Origin of the sequence: uncultured Sphingomonas sp., assembly GCF_913062585.1 — a bacterium.
GTDB lineage: Bacteria > Pseudomonadota > Alphaproteobacteria > Sphingomonadales > Sphingomonadaceae > Sphingomonas.
This window is the reverse complement of sequence record NZ_CAJXWX010000035.1, coordinates 13,927-29,978: the sequence shown is the minus strand read 5'-3', so window position 1 is coordinate 29,978 and position 16,052 is coordinate 13,927. Positions and strand designations below refer to the sequence as shown.

18 protein-coding genes are annotated in these 16,052 nt (G+C 66.6%); 12 read left to right on the top strand and 6 right to left on the bottom strand.

The features are described from left to right. On the top strand, window positions 1-384 hold a 384-nt coding region (locus QZ546_RS16950; protein WP_294240206.1), incomplete at its 5' end, for a winged helix-turn-helix domain-containing protein. Window positions 385-509: 125 nt separating this feature from the next. On the opposite strand, the gene QZ546_RS16945 is transcribed toward QZ546_RS16950, so the two are convergent. The 5 genes from QZ546_RS16945 to QZ546_RS16925 all read right to left on the bottom strand — a co-directional run bounded on the left by QZ546_RS16945 (window position 510) and on the right by QZ546_RS16925 (window position 5,308). After that, entirely contained in the window at window positions 510-1,709 is a 1,200-nt protein-coding gene (locus tag QZ546_RS16945) for an FAD-dependent monooxygenase (RefSeq protein ID WP_294240205.1), read from the bottom strand. An 18-nt stretch (window positions 1,710-1,727) separates the two neighbouring features. Further along, the gene (locus tag QZ546_RS16940) at window positions 1,728-2,513 is read right to left on the bottom strand and encodes an alpha/beta hydrolase (RefSeq protein WP_294240203.1); all 786 of its coding nucleotides are present in this window, start codon (window positions 2,511-2,513) and stop codon (window positions 1,728-1,730) included. 29 nt (window positions 2,514-2,542) lie between these two features. Beyond that, window positions 2,543-3,172: an OmpW family outer membrane protein gene (locus QZ546_RS16935; RefSeq protein WP_294240201.1), complete on the bottom strand. Its 630-nt coding sequence runs from the start codon at window positions 3,170-3,172 to the stop codon at window positions 2,543-2,545. A 226-nt stretch (window positions 3,173-3,398) separates the two neighbouring features. Then, window positions 3,399-4,337 carry a LysR family transcriptional regulator gene (locus QZ546_RS16930; RefSeq protein WP_294240196.1) on the bottom strand — a complete coding sequence of 313 codons (939 nt, stop codon included), beginning with the start codon at window positions 4,335-4,337 and terminating at the stop codon, window positions 3,399-3,401. Window positions 4,338-4,381: 44 nt separating this feature from the next. Beyond that, window positions 4,382-5,308, bottom strand: coding sequence for a LysR family transcriptional regulator (locus tag QZ546_RS16925; RefSeq protein WP_294240193.1), 927 nt, complete (start codon window positions 5,306-5,308; stop codon window positions 4,382-4,384). 108 nt (window positions 5,309-5,416) lie between these two features. Here QZ546_RS16925 and QZ546_RS16920 point away from each other — a divergent pair, with 108 nt between their 5' ends. Genes QZ546_RS16920 through pcaF form a run of 11 tightly spaced genes read left to right on the top strand, consistent with a single transcriptional unit; the run spans window position 5,417 to window position 14,886 of the window. After that, complete coding sequence (locus QZ546_RS16920) at window positions 5,417-6,574, top strand: muconate/chloromuconate family cycloisomerase (RefSeq protein ID WP_294240192.1); 1,158 nt, start codon at window positions 5,417-5,419, stop codon at window positions 6,572-6,574. Between the two features lie 3 nt (window positions 6,575-6,577). Then, window positions 6,578-6,868 carry a muconolactone Delta-isomerase gene (catC, locus tag QZ546_RS16915; protein ID WP_058752200.1) on the top strand — a complete coding sequence of 97 codons (291 nt, stop codon included), beginning with the start codon at window positions 6,578-6,580 and terminating at the stop codon, window positions 6,866-6,868. A 59-nt stretch (window positions 6,869-6,927) separates the two neighbouring features. Further along, the gene (locus QZ546_RS16910) at window positions 6,928-7,821 is read left to right on the top strand and encodes a dioxygenase (protein WP_294240190.1); all 894 of its coding nucleotides are present in this window, start codon (window positions 6,928-6,930) and stop codon (window positions 7,819-7,821) included. A gap of 20 nt (window positions 7,822-7,841) precedes the next feature. After that, window positions 7,842-9,218 carry a Rieske 2Fe-2S domain-containing protein gene (locus tag QZ546_RS16905; protein WP_294240187.1) on the top strand — a complete coding sequence of 459 codons (1,377 nt, stop codon included), beginning with the start codon at window positions 7,842-7,844 and terminating at the stop codon, window positions 9,216-9,218. Then, complete coding sequence (gene benB, locus QZ546_RS16900; RefSeq protein WP_294240184.1) at window positions 9,215-9,703, top strand: benzoate 1,2-dioxygenase small subunit; 489 nt, start codon at window positions 9,215-9,217, stop codon at window positions 9,701-9,703. Before QZ546_RS16905 ends, benB begins: the two co-directional genes overlap by 4 nt. A 24-nt stretch (window positions 9,704-9,727) precedes the next feature. Next, complete coding sequence (benC, locus tag QZ546_RS16895) at window positions 9,728-10,759, top strand: benzoate 1,2-dioxygenase electron transfer component BenC (RefSeq protein ID WP_294240181.1); 1,032 nt, start codon at window positions 9,728-9,730, stop codon at window positions 10,757-10,759. Continuing rightward, window positions 10,756-11,532 carry a benzoate diol dehydrogenase BenD gene (gene benD / locus QZ546_RS16890; RefSeq protein ID WP_294240179.1) on the top strand — a complete coding sequence of 259 codons (777 nt, stop codon included), beginning with the start codon at window positions 10,756-10,758 and terminating at the stop codon, window positions 11,530-11,532. The genes benC and benD overlap by 4 nt, the downstream gene beginning before the upstream one ends. Window positions 11,533-11,542: 10 nt before the next feature. Continuing rightward, complete coding sequence (locus tag QZ546_RS16885) at window positions 11,543-12,256, top strand: CoA transferase subunit A (RefSeq protein WP_294240177.1); 714 nt, start codon at window positions 11,543-11,545, stop codon at window positions 12,254-12,256. Then, window positions 12,253-12,903 carry a 3-oxoacid CoA-transferase subunit B gene (locus tag QZ546_RS16880; RefSeq protein ID WP_294240174.1) on the top strand — a complete coding sequence of 217 codons (651 nt, stop codon included), beginning with the start codon at window positions 12,253-12,255 and terminating at the stop codon, window positions 12,901-12,903. Before QZ546_RS16885 ends, QZ546_RS16880 begins: the two co-directional genes overlap by 4 nt. After that, a complete protein-coding gene (gene pcaD / locus QZ546_RS16875; RefSeq protein ID WP_294240171.1) occupies window positions 12,903-13,679 on the top strand; it encodes a 3-oxoadipate enol-lactonase in 777 nt (258 codons plus the stop codon). The genes QZ546_RS16880 and pcaD overlap by 1 nt, the downstream gene beginning before the upstream one ends. 4 nt (window positions 13,680-13,683) lie before the next feature. Then, window positions 13,684-14,886 carry a 3-oxoadipyl-CoA thiolase gene (gene pcaF, locus QZ546_RS16870; protein ID WP_294240168.1) on the top strand — a complete coding sequence of 401 codons (1,203 nt, stop codon included), beginning with the start codon at window positions 13,684-13,686 and terminating at the stop codon, window positions 14,884-14,886. 45 nt (window positions 14,887-14,931) lie between these two features. On the opposite strand, the gene QZ546_RS16865 is transcribed toward pcaF, so the two are convergent. Continuing rightward, window positions 14,932-16,050: an NAD(P)-dependent alcohol dehydrogenase gene (locus tag QZ546_RS16865; RefSeq protein ID WP_153007073.1), complete on the bottom strand. Its 1,119-nt coding sequence runs from the start codon at window positions 16,048-16,050 to the stop codon at window positions 14,932-14,934. Window positions 16,051-16,052 lie beyond the last annotated feature (2 nt).

Below are 16,052 nucleotides of genomic sequence, written 5' to 3'. Positions count from 1 at the left end.
CGCACCGGCATGGTGGTCCGCGCGATCCGCGACCGGATCGACGCCCGCACGCTGACGCCGGGCGCACGGCTGCCGTCTATCCGCGCCATGGCCGAGACGAGCGGCGTCGCGCGCTCGACGGTGGTCGAGGCCTATGATCGCCTCGCCGCCGAAGGAGCGATCCGATCACGACCTGGGTCGGGCTTTTATGTTGCCGCGCCCTTGGCGCCACTGGCGCTGGATCGGCTGGCCAGTACGAAGGAACGCGAGGTCGATCCGCTCTGGATGCTGCGCCAGTCGCTGGGCGAGCGGCGGCACGAACTGATGCCGGGATGCGGCTGGCTATCCGATCACACGAGAAGTGGACTGACACACAGCCTCGGGCGCGCCCGTCGAAGCAATTAGGAGCGATGCAGGGGTTCGCTTCAAATCCATCAACGAACCGGGTTCCCCTGACAGCCTGTCTTTCCCATGCTCATTCGCCATGGAAATCCGCCGCCGGTTTGACAAAGCGGCGGCGGATGCCGTCGCTAGCGCATCGCACGGACGGCTGGGCCACTCGACAAATGCGCGGACGCATCGAACTTGTGAATCCAGCCATAGCGTTCAGGGAAGTGGTGCATGGCGCGGTGCCGCGTCGCATCGGGAAGGCCCGCATCGGTATGGAGCGCGCGATTGGCGTCCCATGAGCTGCGCTGGATGAGGCGGGTGCGCAGCGCGCGTTCCTTCTGATAGGCGGCGAAGCGCGCGTCGCGGTTGGATGACGTCAGTCCATCGAGCATCGTGGCCAAGGTAATGGCATCCTCGATGGTCGTATTCGCGCCCTGTCCGTGATGCGGCAGCATCGCATGGACGGCATCGCCGATCAGCACGACCGGCCCGCGATGCCAATGGCGAAGCGGCGGCGCGACGAACAGGCCCCAGCGACGCTCCACATCGCCCGCCGCGACCATTTGCCGGACGGCCGGATGCCAGCCGGCGAAGGCGGCCACCGCCTCACCCGGCTCGATCGGCACCGTCCCGGCGCTACCGGACCAAGCGGTGGGGCCCTCCACCACCGCGAAGAAGTTAACGTGACCGCCATCGCTGCCGATCGCATAATGCAGCAGATGGGCATCCTGGCCGATCCAGAACTGGATGGCCTGGGGGTCGGGCAACGCATCCAGCCGCTCGACCGGCACGATGCCGCGAAACGCGCTCGTCCCGGAGTAGCGCAGCGGCTGTCCGCCGACCCATTGCCGGGTGATGGAGCGCACACCGTCGGCGCCCACGACGATATCGGCCTCGACGGGATCGCGTTCGACGAAGTGGAGCGCGACCCGTTCGCCCACCGTCTCGATCCGCTCCAGCCGATGCGCCAGGTGAATATGCTCCGCCCCGACCGCGCGGCCCAGCGTCGTCTGTAGATCGGCGCGGTGGATGCCGAGATAGGGCGCGCCAAACCGATCGCGATAGGCACCGCCCTCGCGCACCGCATGGTCCGCCAGGCGATCACCGGACACCCCGTCGCGGTAGATCAGCTCGGTCGGCTCGACCCCCGTCCGCTCCAGCTGATCGATCAGGCCCAGCCTTTGCAACTCCCGGGTGGCATTGGCCGACAGGGCGACCGCCGCGCCGATCTCGCTCAGTTCCGCCGCCTGTTCGTACAGCGTCGCCTCGATCCCTCGCGCCCGCAGCGCCAGCGCGAGGGTCAATCCGCCGATACCGGCGCCGATGATCGCGATCTTCATGGATAGCCTCCGTGGTCCTTACGCGGCCGTCGCCGTCTGGCGACACTCGGCCGGGGCATCGGCGAAATCGGCAATCGCCTCGGCCAACCGTTCGGGCATCGAGTAATAGGGCGCATGGCTGGCCGGGAGCGATACGACCGCGACAGGACCGGGGAACTCCTTCAGCATCTGACGCTGCACGGCGATCGGAATCCCGACATCGTCCAGCGCCTCGATATAGAGGCGTGGGATCTCCAGCGCGCGGCCCTCCATCGGATTGGGCGTACCGAAGGGCACGGTCGACTGGGTCTGGATGAACTGTTCGGCGGGCGGCATTCCCTCGCCGGGATAATCGCCCATGAAAACTTCGCGGAACCGTTCCAGTCGCGAGAAATCCGCCTGTAGCCCACGTCCCTCGTCGACCGGCTGGATCAGGTCCAGCGCGTGCGGCGTGCCCCGGTTGGGCTCGCCGGGCAGGACGAAGGTTTCCGGCGTAACACCGGGCGCGGTAAGGAACGCGGTCAGGTAGATCAGCCCGGCCACCTTGTCGGGATGGTGCTGCGCCAGCCACGAGATGGATGCACCGCCCATGCTGTGGCCCAGAAGGATCGACTGCCCCTCGGCCCGTGCCAGGATATCAGCGACGGGGCGGGTATAATGCTCCATGTCGACGACCGATAAATGGCCGCCATCGCCGGGCGTATGGCCGGTCAGGTCGGGCGCATGGACGCGGTAGCCGCGCGCCTCGAGAAGCGGAACGACCGCGTCATAGCAGGCGCCGCGATTCCAGGCGCCATGGATCAGGATGATATCGGTGACGGTCATGACATGTCTTCCTGTTCGAGCCGAAGAGATCAGAAGCGATATTGCAGGCCGACCTGCGCGATGAGGGGATTAAGCTGGACGCGCGCCGTACCCGGCACGAAGCCGTTCGGCGTGCCGAGCCGGAAGCGGGCGTTGGTGCTGGTCCAGACCTTGCTGGCCGCGCCGAACACACCGATCCGCTCGTTGAGCGGCACATCGATGCCGCCCGTGATCGCGGGACCGACGGTATTGCTGGTGCGGAAATCCTTCAGCACGCCGTCTTCGGTCTTGAAGATGATCGTCCAGTTCAGCCCGCCGCCGATATAAGGCCGCACCCCGCCCGGACGCCCGAAATGATAACGCACGCTGTAGAGGCCAGGACCATAGGTCACCTTACCCAGCGTGCCCGCCCCCGCCAGCGTTCCCGATGCGGTCAGCGTGCTGGTCGGCGGCACGCCGACGGTCGCCGCGACCGACACGTTGGGGGTCAGGAAATAGCCGATATCGAGGCTGACGCCGTTGTTGTTCGACGCGGTGGCGTTGGCGCCCGGCAGCGGCTGCCCGGCGAGCTTCACATCGGCCTTTTCGTCGAACATGACACGCGCCGCGCCGAGCCGGACATAGAATCGCCGCTCCTTGCCGTCCGGCGACTGCTGGGCCTGCGCCATGCTCGGCAGCATCAGGCACAATCCCGCAACACCGGCGAGCACCCCGCCCTTTCGCAAGGCCCGCGTATATCCATATGGTATTGAAGCCATTTTCCGCTTCCTCTCCATCTGCCGTCGCTATCTGTCGTGCGACTTGTCCCGAAGCGACTTCGCTTTCGTGAGGGGCAGAATGTCGGGGCGCGCATCGTGCGTCCAACACCAACTCCATATGATGGCCATACCCAAAAGGTTGGCCGGATCACGCCTCTTCGCCGCCCCCGGTCATCCGCAGGATCGCGTCGGGCACGGGATAATCCCAGGCGCCGTAGCGCTCGCGAATCACCGCCGCCATGGCGACCAGTTCGGGCGAGCGGTCGTCCTTGCGAAAGCTCATGATGATCGGCGATGCGACCGGTTCGACCAGCGGGCGATAGCGGACGCCGTCGACCCGCGACCGGCGAACCGAGGCCGGGACGATGCAGACCCCCTCCCCAGCCGCGACCAGCCCGATCGCGATCTGCAACTCGCTGACCTCGTGCGCGATCACCGGGGTCACCCCAAGATCGCGGAAATGGCCGACGACCTGATCGGCATAGCTGGGTCGCGGGGCGTTGGGATACAGGATCAGCGGGTCGGTCGCCAGCGACGCCAGGGACACCCCGCCCCCCGCCGTCAGCGGGTGCGTGGCCGGAAGCGCGACGATCAGCGGCTCCTCGCGCAGCACCACCCGCGCCACGGCGTCATCCTCGAACCGGATTCGCCCGAAGCCGACATCGATCCGCCCGTCCTTCAGCGCAGCGATCTGCGACAGCGTGCCGCCCTCGATCAGCGACAGGTCGACCGAGGGCATCGCCTCCCGATAGGCCCGAATGATCGCGGGGAGGCGCGAATAGATGGTGGAGGCGACGAAGCCGATCGCGAAGCGCCGCTGCTGTGACACTACGGCTTTCGCGATCATCGCATCCATATCGGCCATGCGCGCCAGGATGCTGATCGCCTGGTCATAGACGAGATGGCCGATCGGCGTCAGCCGCAGCGGCTTGGCCGAGCGATCGATCAGGGTCGCGCCGACCCGTTCCTCGATCTGCTGGATCTGGCGGCTGAGCGGCGGTTGCGCGATGTGGAGACGCTCGGCGGCACGGGTGAAATTGCCTTCCTGCGCAACGGTCACGAAATAGCGCAGCTGCCGTATGTCCATCCTGTCATCCTCTCCAGAGCCGTCGGTTCGGTGGCAGCCGAGTGTTATTCATGGTCCGCCAGCAGCGCTTCGGGCACGCCATAGCCCCATTCGGTATATTTGCGGGCGATGATCCGCAGAACGGCGCGCAACTCGGGCGAGGCGTCGCCGACCCGGTGGCTCATGATGATCGGCGAATGCGCGGGTTCGACGAGATCGAGATAGCGCACATCCTCGGTCCGCGCCTTGCGCACCGACTCCGGGATCACCGCCACCCCCTCTTCGGCGGCGACCAGACCGATCGCGATCTGCAACTCGCGCGCTTCGACGATCTGGTTCGGGCTCAGGCCATTATCGTGGAACAGCGACAGGACTTGATCGGCATAGCTGGGACGCGATGCGCTGGGATACAGAACCAGCTTTTCGCGCGCTAGGGCCGACAGGGATACCGGCGCGCCGTCCTGCCCCAAATGGCTTCCCATCGGGACCGCCGCAACGAGCGACTCCCGCCGCAGCACGGTGCGCCGCACCGCCGGATCGTCGAAGCGGATACGGCCGAAACCGATATCGATCCGCCCCTCCTTCAACGCCGCGATCTGGTCCAGCGTAGAGCTTTCGACCAGTGTCAGCTCGACATCGGGCATCTCGGCGCGGAACTCACGGATCAGCGCGGGCAGGCGCGCATAGATGGTCGAAGCGACGAAGCCCATGGTGAAACGTCGCCGGTCGGTCGCGATCGCGGCATCCATCATCGTCCGCATGTCATCCACGCGCCGCAGCACCTGCACCGCCTGATCGTGGAACAGCTGCCCCATCGGGGTCAGCGCGAGCGGTCGGCTGGCCCGGTCGATCAGGGTCGCGCCGACCTCCGCCTCCAGTTGCTGGATCGACCGGCTGAGCGGCGGCTGCGCCATGTGCAACCGTTCCGCCGCGCGGTTGAAATTCCGCTCGGCGGCGACGGTGACGAAGTAACGGAGCTGACGCAGGTCCATAGGGTCATACTCTCCAAGTATCGCCAGAAGACCATAATGATCTTTGCGCGTCCAGATCGCCAAGCCTAGTTTCCGGGGAAATTCGGATAAACTGGATAGGAAGAGGTTATGGCCACGATCGTCGAGATCGATACCTATATCGTCGACATCCCTACGATCCGGCCGCACGTGCTCGCGATGGCCACCATGCACCACCAGTCGATCGTGCTGGTCCGGCTGCGCGACTCCGACGGCGTCGAGGGGATCGGCGAAGGCACGACCATTGGCGGCCTCAGCTATGGCGAGGAAAGCCCGGAGGGCATCAAGCTCGCCATCGACACCTATATCGCCCCCGTCCTCGAAATCTGCGACCCGTCGCAGGTCGGGGCCGCGATGGCCAAGATCGGCAAGAGCGTCTTCGGCAATCACCTCGCCAAATGCGCGGTCGAAACCGCCCTGCTGGACCTGGCTGGCAAGCGGCTGGGCGTGCCCGTCTCCACGCTGATCGGCGGTGGCGCGATCCGCGACCGGTTGCCGGTCGCCTGGACGCTGGCCAGTGGCGATACCGCGCTCGACATCGAGGAGGCCGAACGGGTCCTGGCCGAACGGCGGCATAACATCTTCAAGCTCAAGATCGGCAAGCGCGACGTGCGCGCCGATGTCGCCCATGTCGCGGCGATCAAGCGCGCGGTCGGCGACCGGGGCAGCGTGCGCGTCGACGTCAACCAGAACTGGAGCGAGGCGCAGGCCGATCTCGGCATGAAGCTGCTGGAGGAGGCGGGCGTCGATCTGGTCGAACAGCCGGTCGCGCGGCACGATCATGCCGCCATGGCCCGGCTGTCCGCCAAACATGTCGTCCCGTTGATGGCGGACGAGGCACTGCACGGGCCCGCCGACGCCTTCGCCATTGCGGCGTGCGGCGGGGCGCGGGTCTTCGCGGTCAAGATCGCCCAGTCCGGCGGCCTGCTCCCGGCCCATGCCGTGGCCACGATCGCGCAGGCGGGTGGCGTCGGGCTCTATGGAGGCACGATGCTGGAGGGCGGGGTCGGCACCGCGGCGTCGGCGCATCTCTGCGCGACCCTGCCTTCGCTGGCCTGGGGAACCGAGTTGTTCGGCCCACTCCTGCTGACCGAAGACATATTGGCCGAGCCTCTGCGCTATGCCGATTTCCACCTGAGCGTGCCGACCGGCCCCGGCCTGGGCATCGCGCTGGACGAGGACCGCGTCGCGTTCCACCGACGCGACCGTCGCTCCCCTACCCTTCATGTCGTCGCGGGAAGAGGTTGAACCATGTTGTTTCACGTCGAAATGGATGTCGACATTCCGCTCGGCTTCGATGCCGAGGAAGCGGCACGGCTCAAGGCCGCCGAAAAGGCTCGTTTCCAGGAGCTGCAACGCGCGGGCACCTGGCGCCACATCTGGCGGGTGGTCGGCCAATACGCCAATGTCAGCATCTTCGATGTCGGCTCCAATGCCGAGTTGCACGACATCCTGATGAGCCTGCCGCTCTACCCCTTCATGACGATCCGCGTGACGGCGCTGTGCCGTCACCCCTCGTCCCTCCACGACGACGACCGCTGACGATCGGAACCGCACGACCGCCGACGAGCGGCCGGCCAGACAGAATATAGGAGAGTGTGATGGATATCAGCTTCGTGAAAACCCCCGCCATCCAAGATCTGCTTGATCGCGTCGCGGGCACGACCTCCGACAAGGGCGATCCGCGCGTGAAGGCGATCCTTCGCGATCTGGTGGAATCGCTGATGGTGCTGATCGTCAAGCACGACATCGACGAGAACGAAGTCTGGGGCGCGGTCAACTTCCTCCAGAACGGCGCGGGCGAGTTCGGGCTGCTGATGCCGGGCGTCGGCCTCGAACATTTCCTCGACCTCTATATGGACGCCAAGGACGCCGAGGCGGGCAAAAGCGGCGGCACGCCCCGCACCATCGAGGGGCCGCTCTATGTCGAGGGCGCGCCACTGGTCGAAAATGACGCCAACCTGACCGACGATCCCGACGATACCGACACGCTCTACATGGCCGGACGGGTCACGGGGCCGGACGGCGAGCCGGTCACGAACGCCATCCTCCATGTCTGGCACGCCAATTCCAAGGGCTTCTACTCGCATTTCGATCCCACCGGCGAGCAGACGCCGTTCAACAACCGCCGCCGCATCCGGCTGGGCGACGATGGGCGCTATGCGTTCCATTCCAAGATGCCCAACGGCTATAGCGTGCCGCCCGGCGGTGCCTCCGACCGGTTGATGCAGGTGCTCGGCCGCCACGGCAACCGCCCGGCCCATGTCCATTTCTTCATCGAGGCGCCCGGCTATCGCCAGCTGACGACGCAGATCAATTTCGGCGACGACCCCTTTGCCGCCGACGACTTCGCGTTCGGCACCCGCGAGGGATTGCTGCCGGTGCCGAACCGCCAGGGCGACACCGCGCACATCGCTTTCGATTTCCAGCTCCAGCGCGCCGACGATCCCGAGGAGGAAGCTTTCTCGCACCGCGCCCGTCTCGCCGTCGCCTGATCCCCCGGAAGGATATTGTCATGACCGACCTTCGCGAACGCCTTGCCACCGCCGTCGTCGACAATCCCGCCACCGGGGCTTTCCGGTGCCGCCGCGACGTGTTCACCGACCCCGCGCTGTTCGAGCTGGAGATGCAGCACATCTTCGAGGGCAACTGGGTCTATCTGGCACATGAAAGCCAGATCCCGGCGAATAACGACTATCTCACCACCCATATCGGTCGCCAACCGATCATCATCACCCGCGACAAGACCGGGACGCTGAACGCTGTCATCAACGCCTGCGCGCATCGCGGCGCGATGCTGTGCCGTCGCAAGCACGGTAACAAGGGCAGCTTCACCTGCCAGTTCCACGGCTGGACCTTCAGCAATGCGGGCAAGCTGCTGAAGGTCAAGGACGGCAAGACCGGCGATTATCCCGCCGGGTTCAACACCGAGGGGTCGCACGACCTGACCCGCGTCGCCCGGTTCGAGAATTATCGCGGCTTCCTGTTCGGCAGCCTGAACGCCGACGTACTGCCGCTCGAGGACTGGCTCGGCTCGACCCGTATCGTGATCGACCAGATGGTCGACCAGGCACCCGACGGGCTGGAAGTGCTGCGCGGCAGTTCGACCTATGTCTATGATGGCAACTGGAAGCTGCAGATCGAAAACGGTGCTGACGGCTATCATGTCAGTGCGGTCCACTGGAATTATGCGGCGACCGCCAACCGCCGCGCGGAGGACTCGATCAAGGCGGTCGATGTCGATGGCTGGTCCAAGAGCGTCGGCGGCGTCTATGCGTTCGACCACGGCCATATCCTGCTCTGGACGAAGCTGCTCAACCCCGAGGTCCGCCCGATCTACGCGCATCGCGAGGCGCTCGCGACGCGGGTCGGCGAGGAGCGCGCGGCGCTGATCGTCGGGCAGACGCGCAATCTATGCCTCTATCCTAATGTCTATCTGATGGACCAGTTCTCGACCCAGATCCGGGTCGTGCGCCCGATCTCGGTCGATCGCACTGAAGTGACGATCTATTGCTTCGCGCCCAAGAGCGAGAGCGACGCCGACCGCGCCTTGCGCATCCGGCAGTATGAGGACTTTTTCAACGTCAGCGGCATGGGCACCCCTGACGACCTAGAGGAGTTCCGCTCCTGCCAGAAGGCCTATGAAGGCACGGGCGACATGTGGAACGACCTGAGTCGCGGGGCGACGCGCTGGATCGCCGGACCGGACGAGAATGGCCGTGCCCTGGGCATCGAACCTCTGCTCAGCGGCGAGCGCAGCGAGGACGAGGGCCTGTTCGTCCGCCAGCATGAATACTGGGCGCAGTCGCTGATCGCCGCGATCGACCGTGACGGCGGCGGGAATGGTGGTGCCCGGCTGCGCCCGGTCGACCGGCTGGAGGTGGCGGCATGAGCCTGACCTACGACCGCCTTCTCGCCTTCCTCTACCGCGAGGCGCGGCTGCTCGACGATCGGCAATGGGACGAGTGGCTGGACTGCTACGCCCCGCACGCGGTCTTCTGGATGCCCGCCTGGGACGATGACGACAGGCTGGTGGAGGACCCGCAGCGCGAGATCTCGCTCATCTACTATCCCGATCGCAACGGGCTGGAAGACCGGGTCTTCCGGATCAAGACCGAGCGTTCGGGGGCGAGCATGCCCGAGCCGCGCACCAACCACACCGTCTCGAACGTCGAGATCCTCGGCGAGGCGGACGGGCAGATGCAGGTGCGGTTCAACTGGCACACGCTGAGCCACCGCTACAACGAGACGCTGAGCTTCTTCGGCACGTCGTTCTACACGATCGACACGACCGGCGCGCAGCCGCTCATCACCAACAAAAAGGTCGTCCTGAAGAACGACTATATCCGCCAGGTGATCGACGTTTATCACGTCTGATGCCCGGCGGCCGGAGAGGATATCATGGGCTACCGTATCGCATTGAACTTTGAGGATGGCGCGACGCGCTTCATCACCTGCGCCCCGGGTGAGACGGTGCTGGACGCCGCGTTCCGCCAGAGGATCAACCTGCCGCTGGACTGTGCCGACGGCGTGTGCGGCACCTGCAAGTGCCGCTGCGAACAGGGTGCCTATGATCTCGGTGACGACTATATTGACGAGGCGCTGACCGCCGACGAGGCGCAGGAAGGGCTGGTCCTGACCTGCCAGATGCGCGTCTCGTCCGATTGCGTCGTCGCGGTGCCCGTCCCCTCCACCGCCTGCAAGGTGAAGCCCGCCGTGCATGAGGGCGCGGTGGCGGCGGTGGACCTGGTGTCTGACAGCACGATCCTCCTTACGCTGCGCTTGGACGATCCGGCTGCGCTCGGCTTCCTGCCCGGCCAATATGTCAATCTGGCGGTACCGGGCACCGACCAGCACCGCGCCTATTCCTTCAGTTCCAAACCCGGCGCGGCGGAGGCCAGCTTCCTGATCCGTAACATGCCCGGCGGGCTGATGAGCGGATGGCTGACATCTGTCGCCAAGCCCGGCGCACGCATGAGCTTCGTCGGCCCACAAGGCAGCTTCTTCCTGCGGGCGGTGGAGCGGCCGACGATCCTGCTGGCGGGCGGCACCGGCTTGGCCCCGATCCTGTCGATGCTGGAGGTGCTGGCCGATACCGGGACGGACCAGTCGCTCCACTTGATCTACGGCGTGACCCGGGACGGCGACATGGTCGAGGTCCCACGGATCGAGGCGCTGGCAACCCGCCTCCCCTCGCTGAGCTGGACCGCGTGCGTCGCCGATCCCGAGAGCGCGCATCCGCTGAAAGGCTATGTCACCGATCATCTGACCGATACGCACCTGAACGCGGGCGATTGCGATATCTATCTGTGTGGGCCGCCGCCCATGGTCGAGGCGGTGCGGATCTTCCTGCGCGACAAGGGCGTCGAGCCCCGGCATTTCCACTATGAGAAGTTCGCGCCGAGCGAAGCGCCGGTTGCGGTGGCAGCATGACATTCGCCGGACGCTTTCGCGACAAGGTGATGGTGGTGACCGGGGCCGCCCAGGGCATCGGCCGCGGCGTGGCGCGGCGCGCCGCCGCCGAGGGTGCCGCCGTCCTGCTGGTCGACCGCGCCGACTTCGTTTCCGACGTGGCCCAAGAAGCGGGCGAGCGGGCGGCGTTTTTCGTGTGCGACCTCGAAACCCATGACGGAGCGGCCGCCGCGATGGCAGCGGCGGTTACCGCCTTTGGCCGGGTCGACATCCTCGTCAACAATGTCGGCGGCGCGATTCGGATGCGTCCCTTCGCCGCCTTCGAGCCGGAGCAGATCGAGGCGGAAATCCGCCGTTCGCTGATGCCGACTTTGTGGGGCTGTCACGCCGTCCTGCCAATCATGCTGGGCCAGGGCGGCGGCACGATCGTCAACGTGTCGTCCAACGCGACGCGCGGCATCCGGCGCGTTCCCTATTCGGCGGCGAAGGGCGGGATCAACGCCCTCACCCAAGCCCTCGCGATGGAATATGGCGAGGCGGGCATCCGCGTCGTCGTGACCGCGCCCGGCGGCACGCAGGCGCCGCCGCGCATCGTGCCGCGCAACCCGAATGGCGACGACGCCCGCGAACAGGCCTGGATGGCCGAGGCAGTGGAGCAGGTCACCAGCTCCACTTTCCTGGGGCGCTATGCCACGCTGGACGAGCAGATCGCGCCCATCCTCTTCCTGGCCTCGGACGAGGCTTCCTACATCACTGGCTCGGTCCTGCCCGTGGCCGGTGGCGATCTGGGCTGACTGGAGCGATATGAAGAGCAAGATATACCCCTCGCCCGCCGCCGCGCTGGACGGGCTGTTGTTTGACGGCATGACGATCATGTCGGGCGGGTTCGGCCTGTCGGGCAATCCCGAAAGCCTGATCCCGGAAGTCCGCGCGAGCGGGGTGAAGAGCCTGACCGTCATCTCCAACAATGCCGGTGCAGACGGCTTCGGCTTGTGGATGCTGCTGGAAAGCCGTCAGGTCGCCAAGATGATCTCTAGCTATGTCGGTGAAAACAAGCTGTTCGAGCAGCAATATCTGTCGGGCGAATTGGAGCTGGAGCTGAACCCGCAAGGCACGCTCGCCGAGCGCATCCGCGCAGGCGGCGCGGGCATCCCGGCCTTCTACACCAAGACCGGCGTCGGCACCGTCGTCGCCGAGGGCAAGCCGGTCGAGACGTTCGAGGGACAGGAGTATGTCCGCGAGACCTGGCTGCGCGCCGACCTGTCGATCATCAAGGCGTGGAAGGCCGATCCGGCGGGCAATTTGATGTTCCGCAAGACCGCGCGCAACTTCAACCCGAATATGGCAACCGCTGGCAAGGTGACGGTGGTCGAGGTCGAGGAGATCGTCGAGGCGGGCGCGCTCGACCCCGACGCCATCCATACGCCGGGCATCTATGTCGATCGCATCGTACTGAGCACGATCAACGAGAAGCGCATCGAGAAACTGACGACCCGCGCGCGGGAGAATGTCGCATGAGCTGGACCCGTGACGAGATGGCGGCCCGCGCCGCCCGCGAGCTGCAGGACGGTTTTTACGTCAACCTCGGCATCGGCATCCCGACGCTGGTGGCCAACCATGTTCCCGCCGGGATCGACGTGACGCTGCAGTCCGAAAACGGCCTGCTGGGCATCGGCCCCTTTCCCTATGAGGGCGAGGCCGACCCGGACCTGATCAATGCGGGCAAGCAGACGGTGACGACGCTGCCAACCTCCAGCTTCTTCTCCAGCGCGGACAGCTTCGCGATGATCCGGGGCGGCCATATCGACATGGCGGTGCTGGGTGCGATGGAGGTCTCGGCGGGCGGCGACATCGCCAACTGGACGATTCCGGGCAAGATGGTGAAGGGCATGGGCGGCGCTATGGACCTGGTCGCGGGCGTCAAGCGCATCGTCGTCGTGATGGACCATGCCAGCAAGACCGGCAGCCCGAAGATCCTGCCCGAATGCACCCTGCCGCTGACCGGCAAGGCCTGTGTCGACCTGATCGTCACCGATTTGTGCGTCATGGCCTGCGACAAGCCGGGGCTGCGGCTGGTAGAACTGGCCCCCGGAGTCACGCTGGACGAGGTGCGCACCAAGACCGGGGCACCGTTCGCGGCAGATATGCTGGAAGGCGTCGCCTGATGCCGTTCGTCACATCCGACGGGGCCGCTATCTATTGGAAGGTCGAGGGCGAAACGGATCGGCCACGCCTCGTGCTGCTCAATTCGATCGGCACCGACATGGACCTGTGGACCCCGGTCCTGCCGCTGCTACGTGAACACGTCGCCTTGCTGAGGATCGACACGCGAGGGCACGGCGCGTCGGACGCGCCGCCGGGCGACTATCGCCTGGCCGGGCTGGCCCGTGACGTCGCCGCGGTGATGGACGCGGTCGGATGGGACAAGGCCCAGGTCGCTGGCGTGTCGCTGGGCGGCATGATCGCGATGCAGATGGCGCTGGATATGCCGGAGCGGGTGACGGGCCTGATACCGATCTGCACCTCCGCCACGATGGACCGTGCCGCATGGACCACACGCGTCGATACCGTGCGCCGCGACGGCATGGCGGGGATCGTCGATCTGGCCATGTCGCGGTTCCTCTCCTCCGCCTTCATCGCCGAGCGACCCGGCCATGCGGCAACGATCCGTCGCGCGCTGCTCACGATGCCAGCCGAGGGCTATGCCGGATGTGCCGCCGCGATCCGCGACATGGCGCTGTCCGACCGGCTGGGTGAAATCGCCTGTCCGACCCTGGTGATCTCGGGCGAGCGCGACAGCTCGACGCCCTATGCCGGCCATGGCGACTATCTGGTCTCGGCCATTCCCGGCGCGCGTCATGTCGCTCTTCCCGCCGCCCATCTCGCGCCGCTCGAAGCGCCCGATGCGCTGGCCGACGCTATCCTGAACCATCGGAGTTGACCTCATGACCGCCGCTTTCATCTGCGACGCCGTTCGGACCCCGATCGGGCGGCTGAACGGCGCGCTGGCCGATATCCGCGCCGACGACCTCGCCGCCGTGCCGATCCGCGCCTTGGTCGAGCGTAACCCGGGCGTCGATTGGAGCGCGGTCGACGACAGCATCCTCGGCTGCGCCAACCAGGCGGGCGAGGACAATCGCAACGTCGCGCGCATGGCCATATTGCTGGCGGGACTGCCCGAGGCGGTGCCCGGAACGACGGTCAACCGACTATGCGGATCGGGCCTCAACGCGGTCGGCTGCGCGGCGCAGGCGATCCGCTCGGGCGATGCCGAGCTGATCATCGCGGGCGGCGTCGAGAGCATGACCCGCGCGCCCTATGTCATGGGCAAGGCCGCGTCCGCCTTCGACCGCGCACAGAAGATCGAGGACACCACGCTCGGCTGGCGCTTCGTCAACCCGGCGATGAAGGCGGCCTACGGCGTCGACACGATGCCGCAGACCGGCGAGAACGTTGCCGATCAATGGCGCATCTCGCGCGAGGATCAGGACCGGTTCGCGCTGGCCAGCCAGCAAAAGGCCGCCGCCGCCATCGCCAGCGGCCGGATGGCGGCCGAGATCGTCCCCGTCACCATCCCCCAGAAAAAGGGCGAGCCGCGCATCGTCACGCAGGACGAGCATCCGCGCGCGACCAGCCTTGAGGTGCTCGCCAAGCTCAAACCAGTCGTCCGTGCCGACGGCACCGTGACGGCGGGCAACGCCTCCGGGCTGAACGACGGGGCGGCCGCGATGATCGTCGCGTCCGAAGCGGCGGCGGGGCGACACGGCCTGACGCCCCGCGCACGCATTCTGGGCATGGCCGCCGCCGGCATCGCGCCGCGCATCATGGGCGCCGGTCCCATCGAAGCGGCGCGCAAGCTGTGCCGCCTGACCGGCGTCGCGATCGACGATCTCGATGTGATCGAACTCAACGAGGCCTTTGCCAGCCAGGCGATCGCAACCCTGCGCGACCTGGGGCTGGCGCAGGACGACCCCCGCGTGAACCGCAATGGCGGGGCCATCGCGCTGGGGCATCCGCTGGGCATGTCGGGCGCGCGGATCGTCATGGCCGCCGTCGAGGAACTGCACCGGACGCAAGGACGCTACGCGCTGGCCTTCATGTGCATCGGCGTGGGCCAAGGCATTGCCCTGATGATCGAGCGGGTCTGACGCCCGGGACGGGCGGGGGCATGGCGTCCCCCGCCCGCTTTGCCATCAGGCGGGCAGCCGCAGAATGGGCTTGATCGTCACGCCGCTCTCGCTGTCCGCGACCGCCTGGTTGATATCGGCGAAATCGTAGAATTTCACCAGCCGGTCGAAGGGGAAGCGCCCTTGGGCGTGGAGCGCGATCAGCTCGGGGATGAAGACCTGCGGCACGACATCGCCCTCGACGATGCCCATGATGCGCTTGCCCGGCACCATGACCATGTTCACGTCGAAGCTCGCTTCGGTGCCCAGCTTGGGCGCGCCGACGATGCCGCAGGTACCCATGATGGTCAGCGCGTCGATTGCCTGGCGCAGCACCTCGGGCCGACCGCTGCTCTCCAGCGTGAAGTCCGCGCCGCCGCCCGTGATCTCGCGGATCGCCTCCACCGCATCGGTTTCGCGGCTGTTGACGACATGCGTGGCGCCGAGTTCTTTCGCGAGGTCGAGCCGACTGGGCGTCACGTCGACCGCGATGATCGTGGTCGCGCCCGCGACGCGCGCCGCCATGATCGCGCTGAGTCCGACCGCGCCCGAACCGAACGCGGCAAAGCTCGCCCCCGACGGCACTTCCAGCGCGCGCAGCACAGCCCCTGCCCCGGTCTGGATACCGCAACCGAGCGGCCCGAGCAGTTCCAGCGGCGCGTCCTTGGCGACCTTCACGATGTTGCGCTCATGCGCCATCGCGAAACTGCCAAAGGAGGACTGGCCGAAGAAGTGATCGTGCAGCGCCCCGCCATGGGCATCGCACGTGGCCGTCGAGCCGTCCTTGCGCCCGCCGCCAAAATTCAGCGCGAAGAAGTCGCCGCAATGCGCCGGGTGACCGGTCAGGCACGGACCGCAGACGCCGCACGACGCGAAGCTGAGCACGACATGGTCGCCCGGCTCGACGGCGGTCACGCCCGGCCCCACCGCCTCGACCACGCCCGCGCCTTCATGGCCGAGGACGGCGGGCAGCGGGACGGGGTAATATTGGTCGCGCACGATGATGTCGGTGTGGCACACCCCCACCGCCACGATCCGCACGAGCACCTCGCCCCCTTGCGGTGACGCGATCTTCGCTTCCTCGATCGCAAAGGGTGCACCCTGGTCGCGAACCACGGCGGTGGTGATGCTGCGCATCTCGGTCATTA

Excerpts from the sequence above, each read along its gene's own strand:
- QZ546_RS16945 (WP_294240205.1), bottom strand. The coding sequence starts at position 1,709 with ATGAAGATCGCGATCATCGGCGCCGGTATCGGCGGATTGACCCTCGCG.
- QZ546_RS16940 (WP_294240203.1), bottom strand. The coding sequence starts at position 2,513 with ATGACCGTCACCGATATCATCCTGATCCATGGCGCCTGGAATCGCGGC.
- QZ546_RS16935 (WP_294240201.1), bottom strand. The coding sequence starts at position 3,172 with ATGCTGCCGAGCATGGCGCAGGCCCAGCAGTCGCCGGACGGCAAGGAG.
- QZ546_RS16930 (WP_294240196.1), bottom strand. The coding sequence starts at position 4,337 with ATGGACATACGGCAGCTGCGCTATTTCGTGACCGTTGCGCAGGAAGGC.
- QZ546_RS16925 (WP_294240193.1), bottom strand. The coding sequence starts at position 5,308 with ATGGACCTGCGTCAGCTCCGTTACTTCGTCACCGTCGCCGCCGAGCGG.
- QZ546_RS16920 (WP_294240192.1), top strand. The coding sequence starts at position 5,417 with ATGGCCACGATCGTCGAGATCGATACCTATATCGTCGACATCCCTACG.
- catC (WP_058752200.1), top strand. The coding sequence starts at position 6,578 with ATGTTGTTTCACGTCGAAATGGATGTCGACATTCCGCTCGGCTTCGAT.
- QZ546_RS16910 (WP_294240190.1), top strand. The coding sequence starts at position 6,928 with ATGGATATCAGCTTCGTGAAAACCCCCGCCATCCAAGATCTGCTTGAT.
- QZ546_RS16905 (WP_294240187.1), top strand. The coding sequence starts at position 7,842 with ATGACCGACCTTCGCGAACGCCTTGCCACCGCCGTCGTCGACAATCCC.
- benB (WP_294240184.1), top strand. The coding sequence starts at position 9,215 with ATGAGCCTGACCTACGACCGCCTTCTCGCCTTCCTCTACCGCGAGGCG.
- benC (WP_294240181.1), top strand. The coding sequence starts at position 9,728 with ATGGGCTACCGTATCGCATTGAACTTTGAGGATGGCGCGACGCGCTTC.
- benD (WP_294240179.1), top strand. The coding sequence starts at position 10,756 with ATGACATTCGCCGGACGCTTTCGCGACAAGGTGATGGTGGTGACCGGG.
- QZ546_RS16885 (WP_294240177.1), top strand. The coding sequence starts at position 11,543 with ATGAAGAGCAAGATATACCCCTCGCCCGCCGCCGCGCTGGACGGGCTG.
- QZ546_RS16880 (WP_294240174.1), top strand. The coding sequence starts at position 12,253 with ATGAGCTGGACCCGTGACGAGATGGCGGCCCGCGCCGCCCGCGAGCTG.
- pcaD (WP_294240171.1), top strand. The coding sequence starts at position 12,903 with ATGCCGTTCGTCACATCCGACGGGGCCGCTATCTATTGGAAGGTCGAG.
- pcaF (WP_294240168.1), top strand. The coding sequence starts at position 13,684 with ATGACCGCCGCTTTCATCTGCGACGCCGTTCGGACCCCGATCGGGCGG.
- QZ546_RS16865 (WP_153007073.1), bottom strand. The coding sequence starts at position 16,050 with ATGACCGAGATGCGCAGCATCACCACCGCCGTGGTTCGCGACCAGGGT.